The 14,668-nt window shown below is 63.5% G+C and carries 11 protein-coding genes; 3 read left to right on the top strand and 8 right to left on the bottom strand.

The window, feature by feature from the left end:
• Positions 1-38: 38 nt before the first annotated feature.
• The 8 genes from MKZ40_RS07845 to MKZ40_RS07880 form a co-directional block, all read right to left on the bottom strand.
• Complete coding sequence (locus tag MKZ40_RS07845) at positions 39-1,313, bottom strand: AGE family epimerase/isomerase (protein WP_348686676.1); 1,275 nt, start codon at positions 1,311-1,313, stop codon at positions 39-41.
• Complete coding sequence (locus MKZ40_RS07850; protein ID WP_175090124.1) at positions 1,313-2,656, bottom strand: trehalase family glycosidase; 1,344 nt, start codon at positions 2,654-2,656, stop codon at positions 1,313-1,315. Before MKZ40_RS07850 ends, MKZ40_RS07845 begins: the two co-directional genes overlap by 1 nt.
• A 205-nt stretch (positions 2,657-2,861) precedes the next feature.
• Entirely contained in the window at positions 2,862-3,896 is a 1,035-nt protein-coding gene (locus tag MKZ40_RS07855; RefSeq protein WP_175090125.1) for an ABC transporter ATP-binding protein, read from the bottom strand.
• A 101-nt stretch (positions 3,897-3,997) separates the two neighbouring features.
• Positions 3,998-4,915, bottom strand: a complete 918-nt coding sequence (locus MKZ40_RS07860) for a carbohydrate ABC transporter permease (protein WP_205741727.1) — start codon at positions 4,913-4,915, stop codon at positions 3,998-4,000.
• Complete coding sequence (locus tag MKZ40_RS07865) at positions 4,915-5,763, bottom strand: sugar ABC transporter permease (protein WP_043334942.1); 849 nt, start codon at positions 5,761-5,763, stop codon at positions 4,915-4,917. The genes MKZ40_RS07860 and MKZ40_RS07865 overlap by 1 nt, the downstream gene beginning before the upstream one ends.
• A gap of 205 nt (positions 5,764-5,968) precedes the next feature.
• Positions 5,969-7,237, bottom strand: a complete 1,269-nt coding sequence (locus MKZ40_RS07870) for an ABC transporter substrate-binding protein (RefSeq protein WP_131432165.1) — start codon at positions 7,235-7,237, stop codon at positions 5,969-5,971.
• Between the two features lie 85 nt (positions 7,238-7,322).
• A complete protein-coding gene (locus MKZ40_RS07875; RefSeq protein ID WP_175090126.1) occupies positions 7,323-8,324 on the bottom strand; it encodes a substrate-binding domain-containing protein in 1,002 nt (333 codons plus the stop codon).
• A 412-nt stretch (positions 8,325-8,736) separates the two neighbouring features.
• On the bottom strand, positions 8,737-10,128 hold the full coding sequence (locus MKZ40_RS07880; RefSeq protein ID WP_131432163.1) for a sugar porter family MFS transporter: 1,392 nt from the start codon (positions 10,126-10,128) through the stop codon (positions 8,737-8,739).
• Positions 10,129-10,453: 325 nt separating this feature from the next.
• Here MKZ40_RS07880 and MKZ40_RS07885 point away from each other — a divergent pair, with 325 nt between their 5' ends.
• From MKZ40_RS07885 to sulP, 3 genes are all read left to right on the top strand, one after another.
• Complete coding sequence (locus tag MKZ40_RS07885; protein WP_131432162.1) at positions 10,454-11,344, top strand: MBL fold metallo-hydrolase; 891 nt, start codon at positions 10,454-10,456, stop codon at positions 11,342-11,344.
• A 154-nt stretch (positions 11,345-11,498) separates the two neighbouring features.
• Positions 11,499-12,806 carry an FAD/NAD(P)-binding oxidoreductase gene (locus MKZ40_RS07890; RefSeq protein ID WP_217485893.1) on the top strand — a complete coding sequence of 436 codons (1,308 nt, stop codon included), beginning with the start codon at positions 11,499-11,501 and terminating at the stop codon, positions 12,804-12,806.
• Between the two features lie 22 nt (positions 12,807-12,828).
• The gene (gene sulP, locus MKZ40_RS07895) at positions 12,829-14,625 is read left to right on the top strand and encodes a sulfate permease (RefSeq protein ID WP_175090128.1); all 1,797 of its coding nucleotides are present in this window, start codon (positions 12,829-12,831) and stop codon (positions 14,623-14,625) included.
• The last annotated feature ends 43 nt before the right edge of the window (positions 14,626-14,668 follow it).

The following is a 14,668-nucleotide window of genomic DNA, read 5'->3' on the forward strand; positions in this document are numbered from 1 at the left end:
CGGGGTGTCGGGTGGTGCGGTCGGCAGTGCGACAGGGCTCAGTCGCCGGTGATCACGCGCAACAGCTCATGGCAGGCGCCCAGGCTGTGATAGTCACACTTGGCCCCGGGCGAGCTCTTCAGGTCATCGAAGCGCTGGTTGTCGGCATTCAGCAGGCGATACCAGGCACCGTACTGGTGGTCGATGAAGTGCTGCCAGGCGTAGCCCCACAGGCGCTCGTACCACTCGGCGTAGTGTGAATCACCGGTGGCCTCGTGCAGCAGCGCCGCGGCCACCAGGCTCTCGGCCTGCACCCAGAAGTACTTGTCGTCATCGCAGATGGTGCCGTCCGGCGCGAAGCCGTAGTAGATGCCGCCGCGTTCGCTGTCCCAGGCCAGATCCAAGGCGGTATCGAACAGACGCTGCGCGGTTGGCAGCAGCCAGTCGTCATCGCGATGACGCTTGAGCATCAGCAGCAGCTTGGCCCATTCCGTCAGGTGACCCGGCTGGAAGCCCCACGGGCGATAGAGGTTCTTGGGGTCGTCGCGGTTGTAGTCCCAGTCGACGTTCCAGTCGCGATCGTAATGCTCCCAGATCAGGCCATCGGCCTTGTCGGCCTGACGCTGGCAGATGTTGCTGGCCAGGGTCATGGCCCGTTCCAGATAGTGCGCCTCGTCGGTGGCCTCGAAGGCGGCCAGCATAGCTTCACAGGCATGCATGTTGGCGTTCTGGCCACGATAGTCGGACAGCGTCTGCCAATCGGCGCTGGACTCGTCGGCATAGAGTCCTGCCTCCGGCGACCAGAACCTGTCTTCCATCAGCGCGCGGGTCTCCTCGAGCCAGCCGCGAGCCTCCTCGATGCCGGCGCGCCAGGCCGTCGCATAGGCCAGCATCACGAACGCCAGGCCGTAGCACTGGTTGGTGTGGTCTGCCTCGCCTTGTTCGCTCAGCGACCACAGATAGCCGCCGGTCTGCGGATCGAGATGGACATCGCGCAGGTAATCGATGCCGTGACGGGTCGCGGCCAGACACTGCTCATCACCGTTGCGCAGATATTCCATCGCGAAGTTGAAGACCATCCGCGTGCTGCTGACCAGATGACGCGCCGTGGGCGCATACACCGTACCGTCGTCGCGCCAGGCCTGGAAGTAGCCACCGCGCTCATGGTCTATCGCCTTGGGCAGATAGAAGTCCATGATCGAGCGGATATGCTCACCCAGAAAGTCGCGGCTGGCGAACGTTGCCGGCATGGGCGGTACCGCCTGGCATGACAGCGGTGCCTTTTGCGGTGCCTGCGCCAGTGGTGAGGCTTGCTGAGAGGCGTGCTGAGTCATCAGGAAGCCTCCACGACGCCGGCTGCGGCCTTGCTGGCGGTGAAGCTTTCCAGCGGGTTGAGCCAGTAGAGGTCCATCGCCGCGGTCCAGGAGAAGTCGCGGCCGCCACAGCCTTCGCCGGTCACCGAGTTGAAGTATTCGTAGTAGCCGGCGGCCTCGATGCACTTCTGGCTTGCTTGCTTGATCTGGTCGGCCTCGCGGGACATGCCATATTCCTCGCAGCCGGTGGCCAGCATCCAGTTGATGTGCAACCAGCTCGGTCCGCGCCAGTAACGCTTGGGCTCGAAGCGGGTGCTGGCCGGATGGGTAGAGGCGACACCGAAGGGCGCCTGTTCCAGCCATTCCTCGAGCAGACCGCCCATGCGCTGTGCCTGGGCGCCGCTGGCGACCCCGGCGAACAGCGGCAGGATACCGGCGGTGGTGATGTGCTCCAGCAGCACGTTGGCACGCGCATCACGGCTCAGGAAGCAGCCCAGCTCATCGCTCCACAGCGCCTGCACGCCTTCCTCGGTGCGCGCCAGCGACTGCTTGAGGCTGAAGAGCGCCTCGCCGTGGGTGTTGGCCAGACCCATACCGGCGGCATCCTCTTCGCACAGCGCGATCAGGTCGCGCGTGCCACGGTGCAGGATGGAGATCAGGCTGATGTCCTCGACGCGGTACGGGCAGTCGCGATACAGCACCTCGGCGTCGTGCTCGTTCTGCTGGAAGAACTTCACCAGATAGATGTAGCGATCATATTCGTACTTGTGCGGGCGCTCGGACGGATCGACCAGCCCGGTATCGCGACGCACGTATTCGGCATCGACCGGCGGCACGCCAGCCAGCGGGCCGTCCCACTGGGGGCTGTTGTCCATGCCCGATTCCCACGGGTGATAACTGCACACGCGGCCGGTGTGTTCCGGATCACGATCGCGGTAGAACCACAGGTGGTAGCGGATGACGCCGGGCAGGGTGGCGGCCAGTTTTTCCTCGGCAAGCCGGCGATCACGGCCTTCCTCGAACAGCAGCTTCATGACGCTGGCCAGCACCGGCGGCTGGGAGATGGCGCTGGTCGCCGGGCTATGCTTGACGCCCCAGACTTCCGGCCCCGGGAAGTAGGTTTCCGCGTCACCGTGGAAGACGATGTGCGGCACCATGCCGTTGTCCCACTGACCTTCCAGCAGGCGCTCAACCTCACGCCAGGCACGCGCTTCGTCACCGGCGGCCAGCCATCCCAGCGCGGTGATGGCGGCGTCCCAGTTCCACTGGAAGGGGTAGAGGCCACGCGTGGGCACGGTGTAGCCGCCCAGGTCGTTGAGCTTGAGAACGTCGTGAGCGCTGAGCGCGTCGAGCTTGGCATTCATGTGAGTCGGCTCCGTCGTGGGTCGCGGTGTAGTTACAAAAGGACTGTCACAAAAGGGCTGTGAGAGAATGGTCATCAGTGACTGGCTGTCAGCGACTGATCGCAAGTGAGCAGTCGTCAATCAGTGTCGTGTCCGGCAAGCAGCACGGGCGGCTTGCCGGGTGTTGCAGATTGCCCGGCAACTGTCTGTCAGGTGCGCGGCGCTCTTACGCCGACATCAGGTGGCCGCTGTGGTCGTAGAAGCGCACCTTCTCGGCCAGCGGGCGGATGTGGATATCGCTGCCATTGCCGACTTCGAGATCGCTCGGCACGTTGACGCGAATCATCTCGTCACCGAAACGCGCGGTCAGCTGCTTGTGCGATCCCAGCAATTCCGAGACCAGTACGCGCACCGGGGCGAAGTTCTCGGTGGGCTCGAAGCGCACCTCGAAGTCCTCGGGGCGGATACCGCACTTGTGCACCTGCTGGCTCGATTGCTCGGAGCGGGTCGGGTGATTCCAGCGTGCATCCGGCGGGATGAAGTTCATCGGCGGGTTGCCGATGAAGCTGCCGACGAATTCGGTCGCCGGGTAGTGGTAGATCTCGGAGGGCGGTGCGTACTGCTCGATCTGGCCACCCTTCATCACCGCGATGCGGTCCGCCAGGCTCATGGCCTCGACCTGGTCGTGGGTCACGTAGATGGTAGTGGTGTCGGAGGCGGCGAGGATGGTCTTGAGCTCGGCGCGCATTTCCAGGCGTAGCAGGGCATCCAGGTTCGAGAGCGGCTCATCCATCAGCAGCACTTCCGGCTCCATCGCCAGGGCACGCGCGACCGCAACCCGCTGACGCTGGCCGCCGGAAAGCTGACCGGAGTAGTGATCGAGGCGGTCCTCGATATGCATCAGTTCAGCGGTTTCCTTCACCTTGCGCTGGATATGCGCCTCGCTGTCCTTGCGCACGCGCAGGCCGAAGGCGATGTTCTCCGCCACGGTCATGTGCGGGAAGACAGCGTAGTTCTGGAACACCATCGCGATGCGGCGATCGCGTGGTGCCAGCGAGGTGATCTCACGCTCGCCGATGCGGATCGAGCCGCTGCTCTCGTATTCCAGCCCCGCGATGATGCGCAGCAGAGTCGACTTGCCGCAGCCGGACGGGCCGAGCAGCACGGTGAATTCCTTGTCGCGGATCTCGAGATCGATGGACTTGAGGATTTCCTGTTTGCCGAACTGCTTGCGTACGGCGCTGATTTGGATGGCTGACATGGTCTGACTCCTTTGATCGAGAGCGGCGGCGAGGAAGTGAACTCGCTTGCGAGAGACGATGAAGATCGCCGCCGGTCATTGGCCTGATGAGCGGGCGTACGTTAGCGGTTGGAAATGCCCCACATGCTGAACAGGTACTTCCTGATCGCGAACAGGAACAGCAGCGCCGGGACGACCAGAATCAGACCACCGGCATACTTGATCTCGGCAGGTGACTCGGAAAGGCTCTGCACCAGGAAGGCGGTCAGGGTGCGGTTCTCGACGGTGAGGATTGCCGAGGCGAACACCTCGTTCCACGAGATCACGAAGGCGAACACGGCCGAGGCGGTGATGCCCGGGGCGGCCAGCGGCAGCACCACGCGGCGGAAGGCCTGCCAGCGGTTGCAGCCCATCAGCCAGGCGGCTTCCTCGAGTTCCACCGGAATGCCCATGAACAGGCTGGAGGTGATCAGCACCGCAAACGGCAGTGCCAGGGTGGCGTGCACCATCGCCAGACCCAGGATGGAGTCATCGATGCCGACCTGGATGAAGATGACGGCCAGCGGCAGCGCCAGCAGCGGCATCGGGAAGGCCCGCGACAGGATGATGATCATGCGGTAGGCATTCATGCCCGGGAACACGAAGCGGGCCAGTGCATAGCCTGCCGGTGCGCCGAGCACGATGGCGATCACCATGGTGAAGACGGCGGCCAGCAGCGAGTTGCCCAGTGCGCTGATCACGCCCTGGTAGTGCCAGAAGAAGTCGAGGGTCTCGAAGCTCAGCGCCGGGGTCAGGGTCTTGGGCCAGCCGGTGATCTGCTCCGGCGTGCTGACGCTGTTGAGCATCAGCAGGGCGATGGGCACCAGCACCCACAGCACCAGGATCGAGACGCCAGCCCGGAACAGCCATTTCCAGGCCATGTCATTGCGCCGTGGCTTGTGGGCGGTCTGCGCCACCTGGCGTGAGGAGTCGACTGAGGAGGCGCTTGCGCGTGATGAAAGCGATGACGGCATGACGGCCTCGGAAGAAGAGGATTTCATCAGCGGGCCTCCTTCGGCACATTGAGGAACTTGATGTAGAAGCCGGTGATGACCACCGAGATCAGCATGATCAACACCGCATAGGCCGCAGCGGCACCCGTCTGCTGGTAGAGGAACTGCCAGTCGAAGGTCTCGCTCATCAGTACCGGCATGTCACTGCCGCCCAGCATCATCACTACCGCGAAGACCTCGAGTGCCAGCAGGGTGCGCAGAATCAGCGCCGACTGGATGCTGGGACGCAGCATCGGCAGGGTGATCTTCCACAGGCGCTGCCAGTAGCTGGCGCCGAACACCTGACCGGCCTCGTCATATTCCTTGGGGATCAGCCCCATGCCCGATACCAGGATCACCAGCACGATGGCGGTACCGCGCCAGATCTCGGCGACCACCACGGCCAGGAACAGCGCGAAGGCATTCTGATAGTTGAGCCAGGACGCCGGCGCATCGATCACGCTGACCGCGCTCAGGAAGCTATTGAGGAAGCCGAACTGCTCGAGGATCGCCAGCCAGATGATGCCGGCGGCCAGATCGGAGATGCCCAGCGGGATGGTCCAGATGTAGAGGATGCTGTCGCGCCCCTTGTTCATCTTGGTGACCATCAGCGCCATGCCGATGGCCAGCACCAGCTGCAGCGGCACCACGACCCCGGTCAGCAGCAGGGTGTTCTTGAGTGACGGCCAGAAGTTGAAGTCTTGATAGATGCGCGTGAAGTTGGCCAGGCCCACGTTGCCGTCACTGCTGGTGAAGGCTTCGGCGAAGATCTGGATGAACGGATAGAGAAAGAAGGCACCCATGAACAGCAGGCTGGGGGCGATCAGGTAATAAGGTAGCCAGCGATCGTGCTTCATCTTTGCTCACCTTTGGCGTTGTTGTGATGGCTTGTCGGAATGGTTTGGTGGCACCGGGTCGGCATGACAGGGGTTGGCGTACCGTCATAGCGACCCGTCGGGGGGTGCCGTTGCTGCTGCTGTATTGCGTGTGTTGCGAGTGTTGCGAGTGATGCGTGTGTGGCGAGTGTTGCGTTCTTGAGTGCTGCGTTCTGGCGCCACCGGCTTACTTGACCGGGCAGGGGCCGTCGCTGGGCGTATCCGGGAGCCAGCAGCCTGCGCCTGATGTGTTGATCAGCGTCTGCAGGCGCAGGGCGAGGATGTCCAGCGTCTCCTCGATGTCGGCGTCGCGCAGTACGATCTGCACGAAGGCATCGCGGTAGATCTTGTTGAACAGGCCCGACTGCTGGCCCAGGCCGCTGGGCAGCAGCGAGAGCACGGCGTCATCGGCGGAGGACTGGGCCGCGACCGCCTTGCCGGACATGCGAATGCTGGCGGGCAGGTCATCGGGCAGTTCAGCCTCTACCACCGGGAAGAAGTTGGTGGCCCGCAGGGTGCGAATCTGGGCTTCCGGCGTCATCAGATAGCGGATCAGCTTGCGCGAGGCATCGGGATTCGTGGCATTGGCGGGGACTGCCAGACCGGCGACCACCGGCATGTAGCCGCGTCCGCTGGGGCCGGCAGGGGCCGGGAAGGCCACGTACTGATCCGGCTGCTTGTTGAAGGCGTCCTTCAAGCGCGCGGTGTGGTCGAAGGCGACCCACACCTCGCCATTGAGCAGCGGTTCCTGCATGAAGCCGTAGGCGGTGGAGCGCGGATTGGTCACCGCCCAGATCTCGCGAAACTTCTGCCACATGGCCACGGCGTCATCGCTGCGGAACTCACGTACCACCGAGTGGGTGAAGGACGGGTAGAGATAGCCTTCCAGGAAGCGGTGGATCAGCCCCTTGCGACCGGCCGGGAAGCCCAGCTTGGGGCTGCCGGTGGCCTCCTGCATGTTGCGGCCCCAGGCCAGCAGCTCGTCATAGCTCAGCGCGTTCAGGTCAGCGCCTTCGGGCAGGTAGGGCAGCGCCTTGCGGTTGGCGGCCATGATGTAGGTCGCCTGCATCCACGGAATGTAGCGCTGCTGGGCACCGCCCAGCTTGCCCAGCGTCATGTACTGCTGGCTGATGCCCGTGTCCGCAAGTGAGCCTTGCAGGTCATCCAGCGGCGCCAGAATGCTGGGCGTCAGCGACCCCAGTTCGCCGTGCAGCCCGCCGAGCAGATCCAGCGCGCCGTCGGGGCTGGACTTCTCCGCCTCGAGACGCGACAGGAAGGTGCCCGTCTCCTGCGGCATGTAATTGATGGCCTCGGCGTAGGGTGCCAGCGCGATCTCGCGCATCTGCTGGGCCTCTTCCAGCGGTCTGGCCTGGGTGCTGAAGAAGGTGATGTCAGCGAAGGCGGACGTACTGCCCAGCAGCGCCAGCAAAGCGAGGGCGGTTGGCATCTTGCGCATGGAGGTCTCCCCGGTCGGGTGTTGTTTTTCTGGCGTCACGCTGACCACGTTCTGGCGATGGCATTTTCAGATCAGGCATGTGTGCTCAGGCAGTGGTATCGCGCAGCAGCAGGTCGTAATCGAAGCAGCGATGGCGTGGCGCGCCTTCCTGCGGTGCCAGCACCAGTTCGATCATCGCCTGACTGACGGTCTCGAACGAGACGTCCAGGGTGCTGAGGCTGGGCTGGCGGTACATCTGCGGCGGCAGGTTATCGGCGCCGATGATGGCGATGTCCTCGCCGGGTGTATGGCCGCAGGCGCTGACCGCTTCCATCACGCCGTAGGCGAAGATGTCGCTGGCACACACGAAGGCGGTGGGGGCGTTGGCCCCGGACAGCGCTTCATGGGCGACCTGATAGGCGCTGGCATAGCCGTGCGGGCAATGGCGCGAGCTGGGCGCGAGGCCGGCGTCGTGCATCGCCTGCAGATAGCCGGTCTCACGTTCGACGGCGGTGTAGAGGTCGCTGAAGAAGTTGAGGAACAGGATGTTGCGATGGCCCAGGCCAATCAGATGACGGGTGGCGCGCATGAAGCCGTCGGCGGCATTGATGTCGACCCAGTCGTGCTCGCTGGCGCGGCCGGTACGACCGTGAGTGACGAAGGGGATGCCGCTGTCGAGCAGGAAGTCGACGCGCGGGTCCTGAATGCGGGTACGGGCCACCACGAAGGAATCGACCTTGCCGCCGTCGATGAAGCGCTTGTAGGTGTCCAGCTCGTCGCGGTCCTCGGGCACCGTGGTGACGATGAGGTCATGTTCCGGTGCGGCGTCGTGCAGCGCCTGGCCCAGCGCGACCAGCAGGCGGGTGTTGAACTGATCACGAAAGTCGCCCTGGGCGCCGTTCATGATGTAGCCCACCGAGGAGGTGCGGCCTGTCTTGAGGCGGCGTGCACTCTGATTGGGCTTGTAGCCCACTTCACTGGCGTAGGCCTGTACCCGCTCACGGGTCGTGGCGCTGACATCCTCGAATCCGCCCAGTGCCCGCGAGACCGTCGTGACCGACAGGCCCAGCTGGCTGGCGAGGTGCTTGAGTGTGATGTTCGGCGGCATGGCACTTTTCCTTTGCGGTAACTGTGAGTGGAAACCGTTACCCGAAACGTTTCGGAAGCGATCTTTTCACTGTTTTGATTAGCTTGGCAAGAATGACGAGACCAAAGAATATATCCGTAATAATCCCGACATCTGGCGCTGAAAATCGCCGCTCTGGCTGGCGATTGAGCCGGCGACGATACCACGCTATTTGCACGTAGCGATCTGGCGCGCGTCAGCGCAGGAGGAGGGAGAAAGCCATGCGGACAGGCTGGTAGCGGAGCCGCTTTCATGTCGTGAGGCGACGCTCGGCTGGGGCTCCTGACAGGCATGGCTGCCAGAGCCACAAACGCCGACACCCCGCACAGGGCGGGGTGTCGGCGTCTGGAGAGCGTTATTCGAGTCAGGCTTCAAAGCCCAATCGTCAAGAACCTCAGTTGCCCTGTGGCGCGAGTGCCGCGGCCTGTTCCTGCTCCTTCTCCTTGCGCGAAGGGCGGATCAGACGGCCCTGCAGGTCCTCAAGCGAGACACCCTTGGTCTCGGGCATGAAGAACAGCACGAATATCAGTTGCAGCAGCATCATGACGGCGAAGAAGGCAAACACCGGCCCGCCGCTGAAGTGGCTGAGGATGGTCGGCATCAGCAGCGCGATCAGCGCCGCGAAGATCCAGTGCACGGAGCTGCCGAAGGACTGGCCCATGGCGCGTACCTTGTTGGGGAAGATCTCGGAGATGAACACCCAGATCACCGTGCCCTGGCTCATGGCATGCGCCGCGATGAACACGCCCAGCAGCACCGGCACACCATAGCCGCCCATGGCGGAGAAGTCCTCGAGATGGAAGGCCCAGGCGATCAGGCACAGCGACACCAGATAGCCGGCAGAGCCGATCTTGATCAGGGTGCGGCGCCCCAGTTTGTCGATCAGCGCCATGCCCAGCAGGGTGAAGACGAGGTTGATTACCCCGATGCCCGCCGTCGAGAGCAGGGCAGCACTCGCTTCCAGCTGCGCCTCGGCCAGAATGCGCGGCGCGTAATAGATGATGAAGTTGATGCCGGAGAGTTGATTGAAGGCCGCGATCAGGAAGGCGAACAGCACCGGCAGACGATAGCGCCAGGCGAACAGACGGGTGTGCTGCTTGGCACTCTCCTCGCTCTCGGTGCCGCGGATGATGGCGATTTCCTCGGCGATGTCGGCCTTGGGGTTGATCAGCGCGATGATCTCGGCGGCGGCCGCCTCATCGTTGCGCTTGAGGATCAACCAGCGCGGGCTGCGCGGCACCTTGCAGATCATCAACAGATAGAGCGCGGCCGGTACGGCTTCCACGCCCAGCATCCAGCGCCAGTTCTCACCGTCGATGAAGCCGATGAAGTAGTTGGAGACGAAGGCGATCAGAATCCCGAAGACGATATTGAACTGATAGAGCCCGACCAGCGCACCACGCCGCTTGCGCGGTGCGATTTCCGAGATGTAGATAGGCGCCGCGACGGATGAGGCCCCCACGCCCAGCCCGCCCAGCAGACGGAAGAACGAGAACACATAAGGGTCAGTGGCCAGCGCCGACCCCAGCGCCGAGACCAGATAGAGGATACCGATGCCGATCAGCGTGGCGCGGCGTCCGAAGTGATCGGTCGGCCAGTTGCCGAAGATGGCGCCGATCACCGTGCCCCACAGGGCCATCGACATGATGATGAGGCCGTGGTTGAGATCGCTGAGACCCCACTGGCTCTGCAGTGAGGTATCCGCCCCCGAGATGACGGCGGTATCGAAACCGAACAGGAAGCCGGCGAGGGCAACCGTGATCGACCATTGAAGTATTCGTGACATGGTGTAGCTCGTCCAATGAGGGCTAGGGTAAGTGACAGCAACTTGTGAAACTTAATCGTACAAGATTGTATGGATGAATCGTGTCACCGCGCAATGTCAGCATAGCGTGTGCGATTCTTCCTATCAGCTATACCTTATGGTGAAAGGCATTTCGTTGAGAGATGTCGCTCATTGCCTATTCGGAAATTTAATAGCTAGAACAATAGGTTATTGAAAACGCCTTATTGTTATTCTTTATGGTTTTAACGTTATTCTTTTTTGCGTTGTTGCCGCTTCAGGCGTAGGCTTGAGACATCAATTCTTGAGCAAAGCAGGAGGTCGAAAGATGGCAACCTCAACACAGCGCCCCCAGGTCGAGAGCTTCTTCGACGAAGACAGCAACACCTTCACGTACCTGGTGCGCGACCCGCAGTCCCGCCAGTGCGCGATCATCGATCCCGTGCTCGACTTCGATTATCCCGCAGGCCACACCAGCACCCGCTCAGCGGATGCCTTGCTTGCGCATATCGAAGCGGAGTCCCTCGAGGTGGCGTGGATTCTCGAGACCCACGTTCACGCCGACCATCTGTCAGCGGCCGCCTATCTGAAAGGCAAGCTGGATTGCCAGCTGGCGATCGGGGCGCGCATACGCGAAGTGCAGGACATCTTTGCCGATATCTTCGCCGCCGAGGCGGGCTTCGCGCGTGATGGCCGCCAGTTCGATCGCCTGCTGGAAGAGGGCGACAGCCTGGCGATCGGGGGGCTTGAATGCCGCGTGCTGCATACGCCGGGCCATACGCCGGCCTGCGTCAGCTACGTGATCGGCGACGCCGTCTTCGTCGGCGATACTCTGTTCATGCCCGATTACGGCACCGCGCGCTGCGATTTCCCCGGCGGCGATGCGCGTACGCTGTATCGCTCGATTCACAAGGTGCTCTCGCTAGCGGACAGCACGCGCATCTTCCTGTGCCATGATTATTCGGCCGAAGGGCGTGAAGGCTTCTGCTGCCAGACGTCGGTGGGTGAGCAGCGTGAGCACAATATCCATGTGCATGACGGCATCGATGAGCAGGCCTTCGTCGACATGCGTACCAAGCGTGATGCCGGGCTTGGCATGCCGCGTCTGATGCTGCCGGCGGTGCAGGTGAACATGCGTGCTGGCCAGATGCCGCCGGCGGAAGACAACGGTCGCGCCTATCTCAAGATTCCGCTCAACCTGCCGTTTGATCAGCTGTGATGGCTGCCATGCCGGCAGGGAGCATGTCCAAGCGCTTTGCCTATGTAGCTTGCTTACGTAATTTTGTGACTCAAATGGACGATTTTCCGCGATGGGAGCCTTATCGATGAGCCAGAGCACGCCAGAGACCCCGCCAGTTTCGGATTCTGCAACGATGCCTTGTGACAATCAGGGGGCTGATTCGGCCGCGGAAGCGACCCGCGCCGCCAATCACCGCCTGGCACCCAACGCCCACAAGGTGGTGATCATCGGTGGCGGGGCCGGCGGTATCGCGGTGGCGGCCAGTCTGCTCAAGCGCCAGCCGGGCATGGACATCGCCATCGTCGAACCCGCCGAGCAGCACAGCTATCAGCCGGGCTGGACGATGGTCGGTGGCGGCATCTTCACGCCGGAATTCACGCGCAAGCCGATGCACTCGGTGATGCCCAAGGGCGTGCACTGGTATCGCGATACGGCCACCGGCATCGATGCCGAGGCGCATGAAGTCACGCTCGGCAATGGTCATCGTCTGCGCTACGAGCGTCTGGTGATCGCCATCGGGCTGGAGCTGGACTGGGGCGCCATCGACGGGCTTGAGGAGACGCTGGGAATGAATGGCGTCACCTCCAACTATCGCTATGATCTCGCGCCCTATACCTGGCAGCTGGTGCAGACCCTCAAGGGCGGCAAGGCGCTGTTCACCCAGCCGCCGATGCCCATCAAGTGCGCCGGTGCGCCGCAGAAGGCGATGTATCTGGCCTGCGATCACTGGCAGCGCGAGAACGTGCTGTCGCAGCTCGAGGTCAGCTTCCACAACGCCGGCGGCGTGATGTTCGGCGTGCCGGCCTACGTGCCAGCGCTGGAAGAGGCGGTCGCGGGCTATGGCATCGACGCCAGGTTCCATCAGCGCCTGGTCGCGGTGGATGGCGAGACGCAGACGGCACGCTTCGAGGTGCCGGCAGCCGAGGAGGGCGGCGAGCCGCAGATCGTCGAGCAGGCCTTCGACATGCTGCATGTGGTGCCGCCGCAGAAGGCACCGGCGTTGATCGCACAATCCGGGCTGGCCAACGCCGCCGGCTGGCTGGATCTCGAACCCGAGACCCTGCAGCACATGAGCCATCCCGACATCTTCGGGCTGGGCGATGTCAGCGGCACCTCGAATGCCAAGACCGCCGCGGCGGTGCGCAAGCAGTCCCCCGTGGTGGTCGAGAACCTGCTGGCCACGCTGACCGGTGGCGCGCTCACGGCGGGCTATCGGGGCTATGGCTCCTGCCCGCTGACGGTGGAGAACGGCCGCATCGTGCTGGCGGAATTCGGCTACGGCGGTGAACTGCAGCCGACCTTCCCCAAGTGGGTCAATGACGGCACGCGTCCGACTCGCCTGGCCTGGCAGCTCAAGGCACGGGGGCTGCCGTTCATCTACTGGAACCTGCTGCTCAAGGGCCACGAATGGCTGGCGCGTCCGGCGTCACGCGATGTCTGAGCCGGTTCGAGAGGCAAGGGGGATGTCGCTTGCCCGCTGGCTGCCGCTGGCGGGTTGGCTTGCCCACTATGACCGTCACAGTCTCGGGCGTGATCTGCTGGCGGCGGTGATCGTCAGCGTCATGCTGGTGCCGCAGGCGCTGGCCTATGCACTGCTGGCAGGGCTGCCGGCACAGGTCGGCCTCTACGCCAGCATGTTCCCGCTGGTGCTGTATGCGCTGTTCGGCACCAGCAGCACCCTGGCGGTGGGGCCGGTGGCGATCATCTCGCTGATGACGGCCTCGGCAATCGCGGGCATGAGCGGCGCCGATGGCGCGGCGCTCTCCACGCCCGAGATGCTGGCCGCCGCGCTGCTGCTGGCCTTTCTCTCCGGCGCGATGCTGATCGCCATGGGGCTGTTGCGCCTGGGAGTGCTGGTGAATTTCATCAGCCACCCGGTGATCTCGGGCTTCATGACCGCCTCGGGCATCCTGATCATCGCCAGTCAGCTCGGGCCGATCACTGGCCTGAGCCTGAGCGGTGGCAATCTGATCGCGATGGGCGAGTCGCTGTCGGCAGGCGCGCATGAGCTGCACTGGCCGACACTCGCCATCGGGCTGGGCTGCCTGGCGTGGCTGATCCTGGCACGTCGTCATCTCAAGCACGGCCTGATGGCCTTGCGGATGAGTGAGAGCGCGGCGGGCATGCTGTGCAAGACCACGCCGATCATCGCCGTCATCGTCTCCAGCCTGCTGGCCTGGGGGCTGAGTGATCCACTCGTTCAGGGTAAAAGCGGCATGGCGCTGGTCGGTGCCGTGCCCGGTGGGTTGCCCGACCTCAGCCTGCCGAGCCTTGTCAGCCATGACTGGTCGGGTCTGCTGATCTCGGCACTCTTGATCAGCGTGGTCGGCTTCGTCGAATCGCTGGCGCTGGCCCAGACCCTCGCCGCACGGCGCCGTCAGCGCATCGACCCCGACAAGGAGCTGATCGCGCTAGGCGTCTCCAACATGGGCGCAGGCGTCAGCGGTGGCATGCCGATCTCGGGCGGGCTGTCGCGCTCGGTGGTCAACTTCGATGCCGGCGCCGCCACGCCCTTGGCTGGGGCCTTCACCGCCATCGGCATCCTGCTCGCCAGCCTGTGGCTGACCGACTGGCTGGCGTGGCTGCCGCGCGCGACGCTGGCGGCGATCATCATCGTCGCCACCACCAGCCTGATCGATATCGCGGCGATCAAGCGCACCTTCCGCTACTCGAAGGGTGACGGTGCGGCGCTGATGATCACGCTGATCATCACTCTCGCGCATGGGGTGGAGAGCGGCATCATCGTCGGCATCGCCGTGTCGCTGGGGCTCTACCTCAAGCGCACCAGCCAGCCGCACAGTGCACTGGTCGGGCGCGTGCCGGGCAGCGAGCACTTTCGCAATGTCGAGCGCCATGAAGTGGAGACCGATCCCGAACTGGCGATTCTGCGCATCGACGAGAGCCTGTATTTCGCCAACGCGCGCTATCTGGAAGACACGGTGCTGGCGCTGATGGCCGAACGCCCCTCGCTCAAGCATCTGGTGCTGGCCTGTCAGGCGGTCAACCTGATCGACGCCTCGGCGCTGGAAAGCCTGGAAGTCATCAATGAGCGCCTGAGCGCCGCTGGCGTGAAATTGCATCTGAGTGAAGTGAAGGGCCCGGTGATGGACCGCCTCAAGTGCTCGGAGCTGCCGGCCAATCTCGGTGGCGACATCTACCTCAGTACCTTCGATGCCTGGCAGGCGCTGAGCATTCACGGCAGCCATTGCGGCCAGTCCTGTGCGCGGGATGGCATCAGCCAGACGGCTGCAGTCGGCTGATAGGAGAAGTAGCTGGTTTCAAGAAAGATTTGTGAACGAAAAC

The organism is Cobetia sp. BMC6, assembly GCF_029991385.1.
Lineage (GTDB): Bacteria > Pseudomonadota > Gammaproteobacteria > Pseudomonadales > Halomonadaceae > Cobetia.

Bases quoted from the DNA above. Each gene is read 5' to 3' on its own strand.
- MKZ40_RS07845 (WP_348686676.1), bottom strand. From the start codon at position 1,313: ATGACTCAGCACGCCTCTCAGCAAGCCTCACCACTGGCGCAGGCACCG.
- MKZ40_RS07850 (WP_175090124.1), bottom strand. From the start codon at position 2,656: ATGAATGCCAAGCTCGACGCGCTCAGCGCTCACGACGTTCTCAAGCTC.
- MKZ40_RS07855 (WP_175090125.1), bottom strand. From the start codon at position 3,896: ATGTCAGCCATCCAAATCAGCGCCGTACGCAAGCAGTTCGGCAAACAG.
- MKZ40_RS07860 (WP_205741727.1), bottom strand. From the start codon at position 4,915: ATGAAATCCTCTTCTTCCGAGGCCGTCATGCCGTCATCGCTTTCATCA.
- MKZ40_RS07865 (WP_043334942.1), bottom strand. From the start codon at position 5,763: ATGAAGCACGATCGCTGGCTACCTTATTACCTGATCGCCCCCAGCCTG.
- MKZ40_RS07870 (WP_131432165.1), bottom strand. From the start codon at position 7,237: ATGCGCAAGATGCCAACCGCCCTCGCTTTGCTGGCGCTGCTGGGCAGT.
- MKZ40_RS07875 (WP_175090126.1), bottom strand. From the start codon at position 8,324: ATGCCGCCGAACATCACACTCAAGCACCTCGCCAGCCAGCTGGGCCTG.
- MKZ40_RS07880 (WP_131432163.1), bottom strand. From the start codon at position 10,128: ATGTCACGAATACTTCAATGGTCGATCACGGTTGCCCTCGCCGGCTTC.
- MKZ40_RS07885 (WP_131432162.1), top strand. From the start codon at position 10,454: ATGGCAACCTCAACACAGCGCCCCCAGGTCGAGAGCTTCTTCGACGAA.
- MKZ40_RS07890 (WP_217485893.1), top strand. From the start codon at position 11,499: ATGCCTTGTGACAATCAGGGGGCTGATTCGGCCGCGGAAGCGACCCGC.
- sulP (WP_175090128.1), top strand. From the start codon at position 12,829: ATGTCGCTTGCCCGCTGGCTGCCGCTGGCGGGTTGGCTTGCCCACTAT.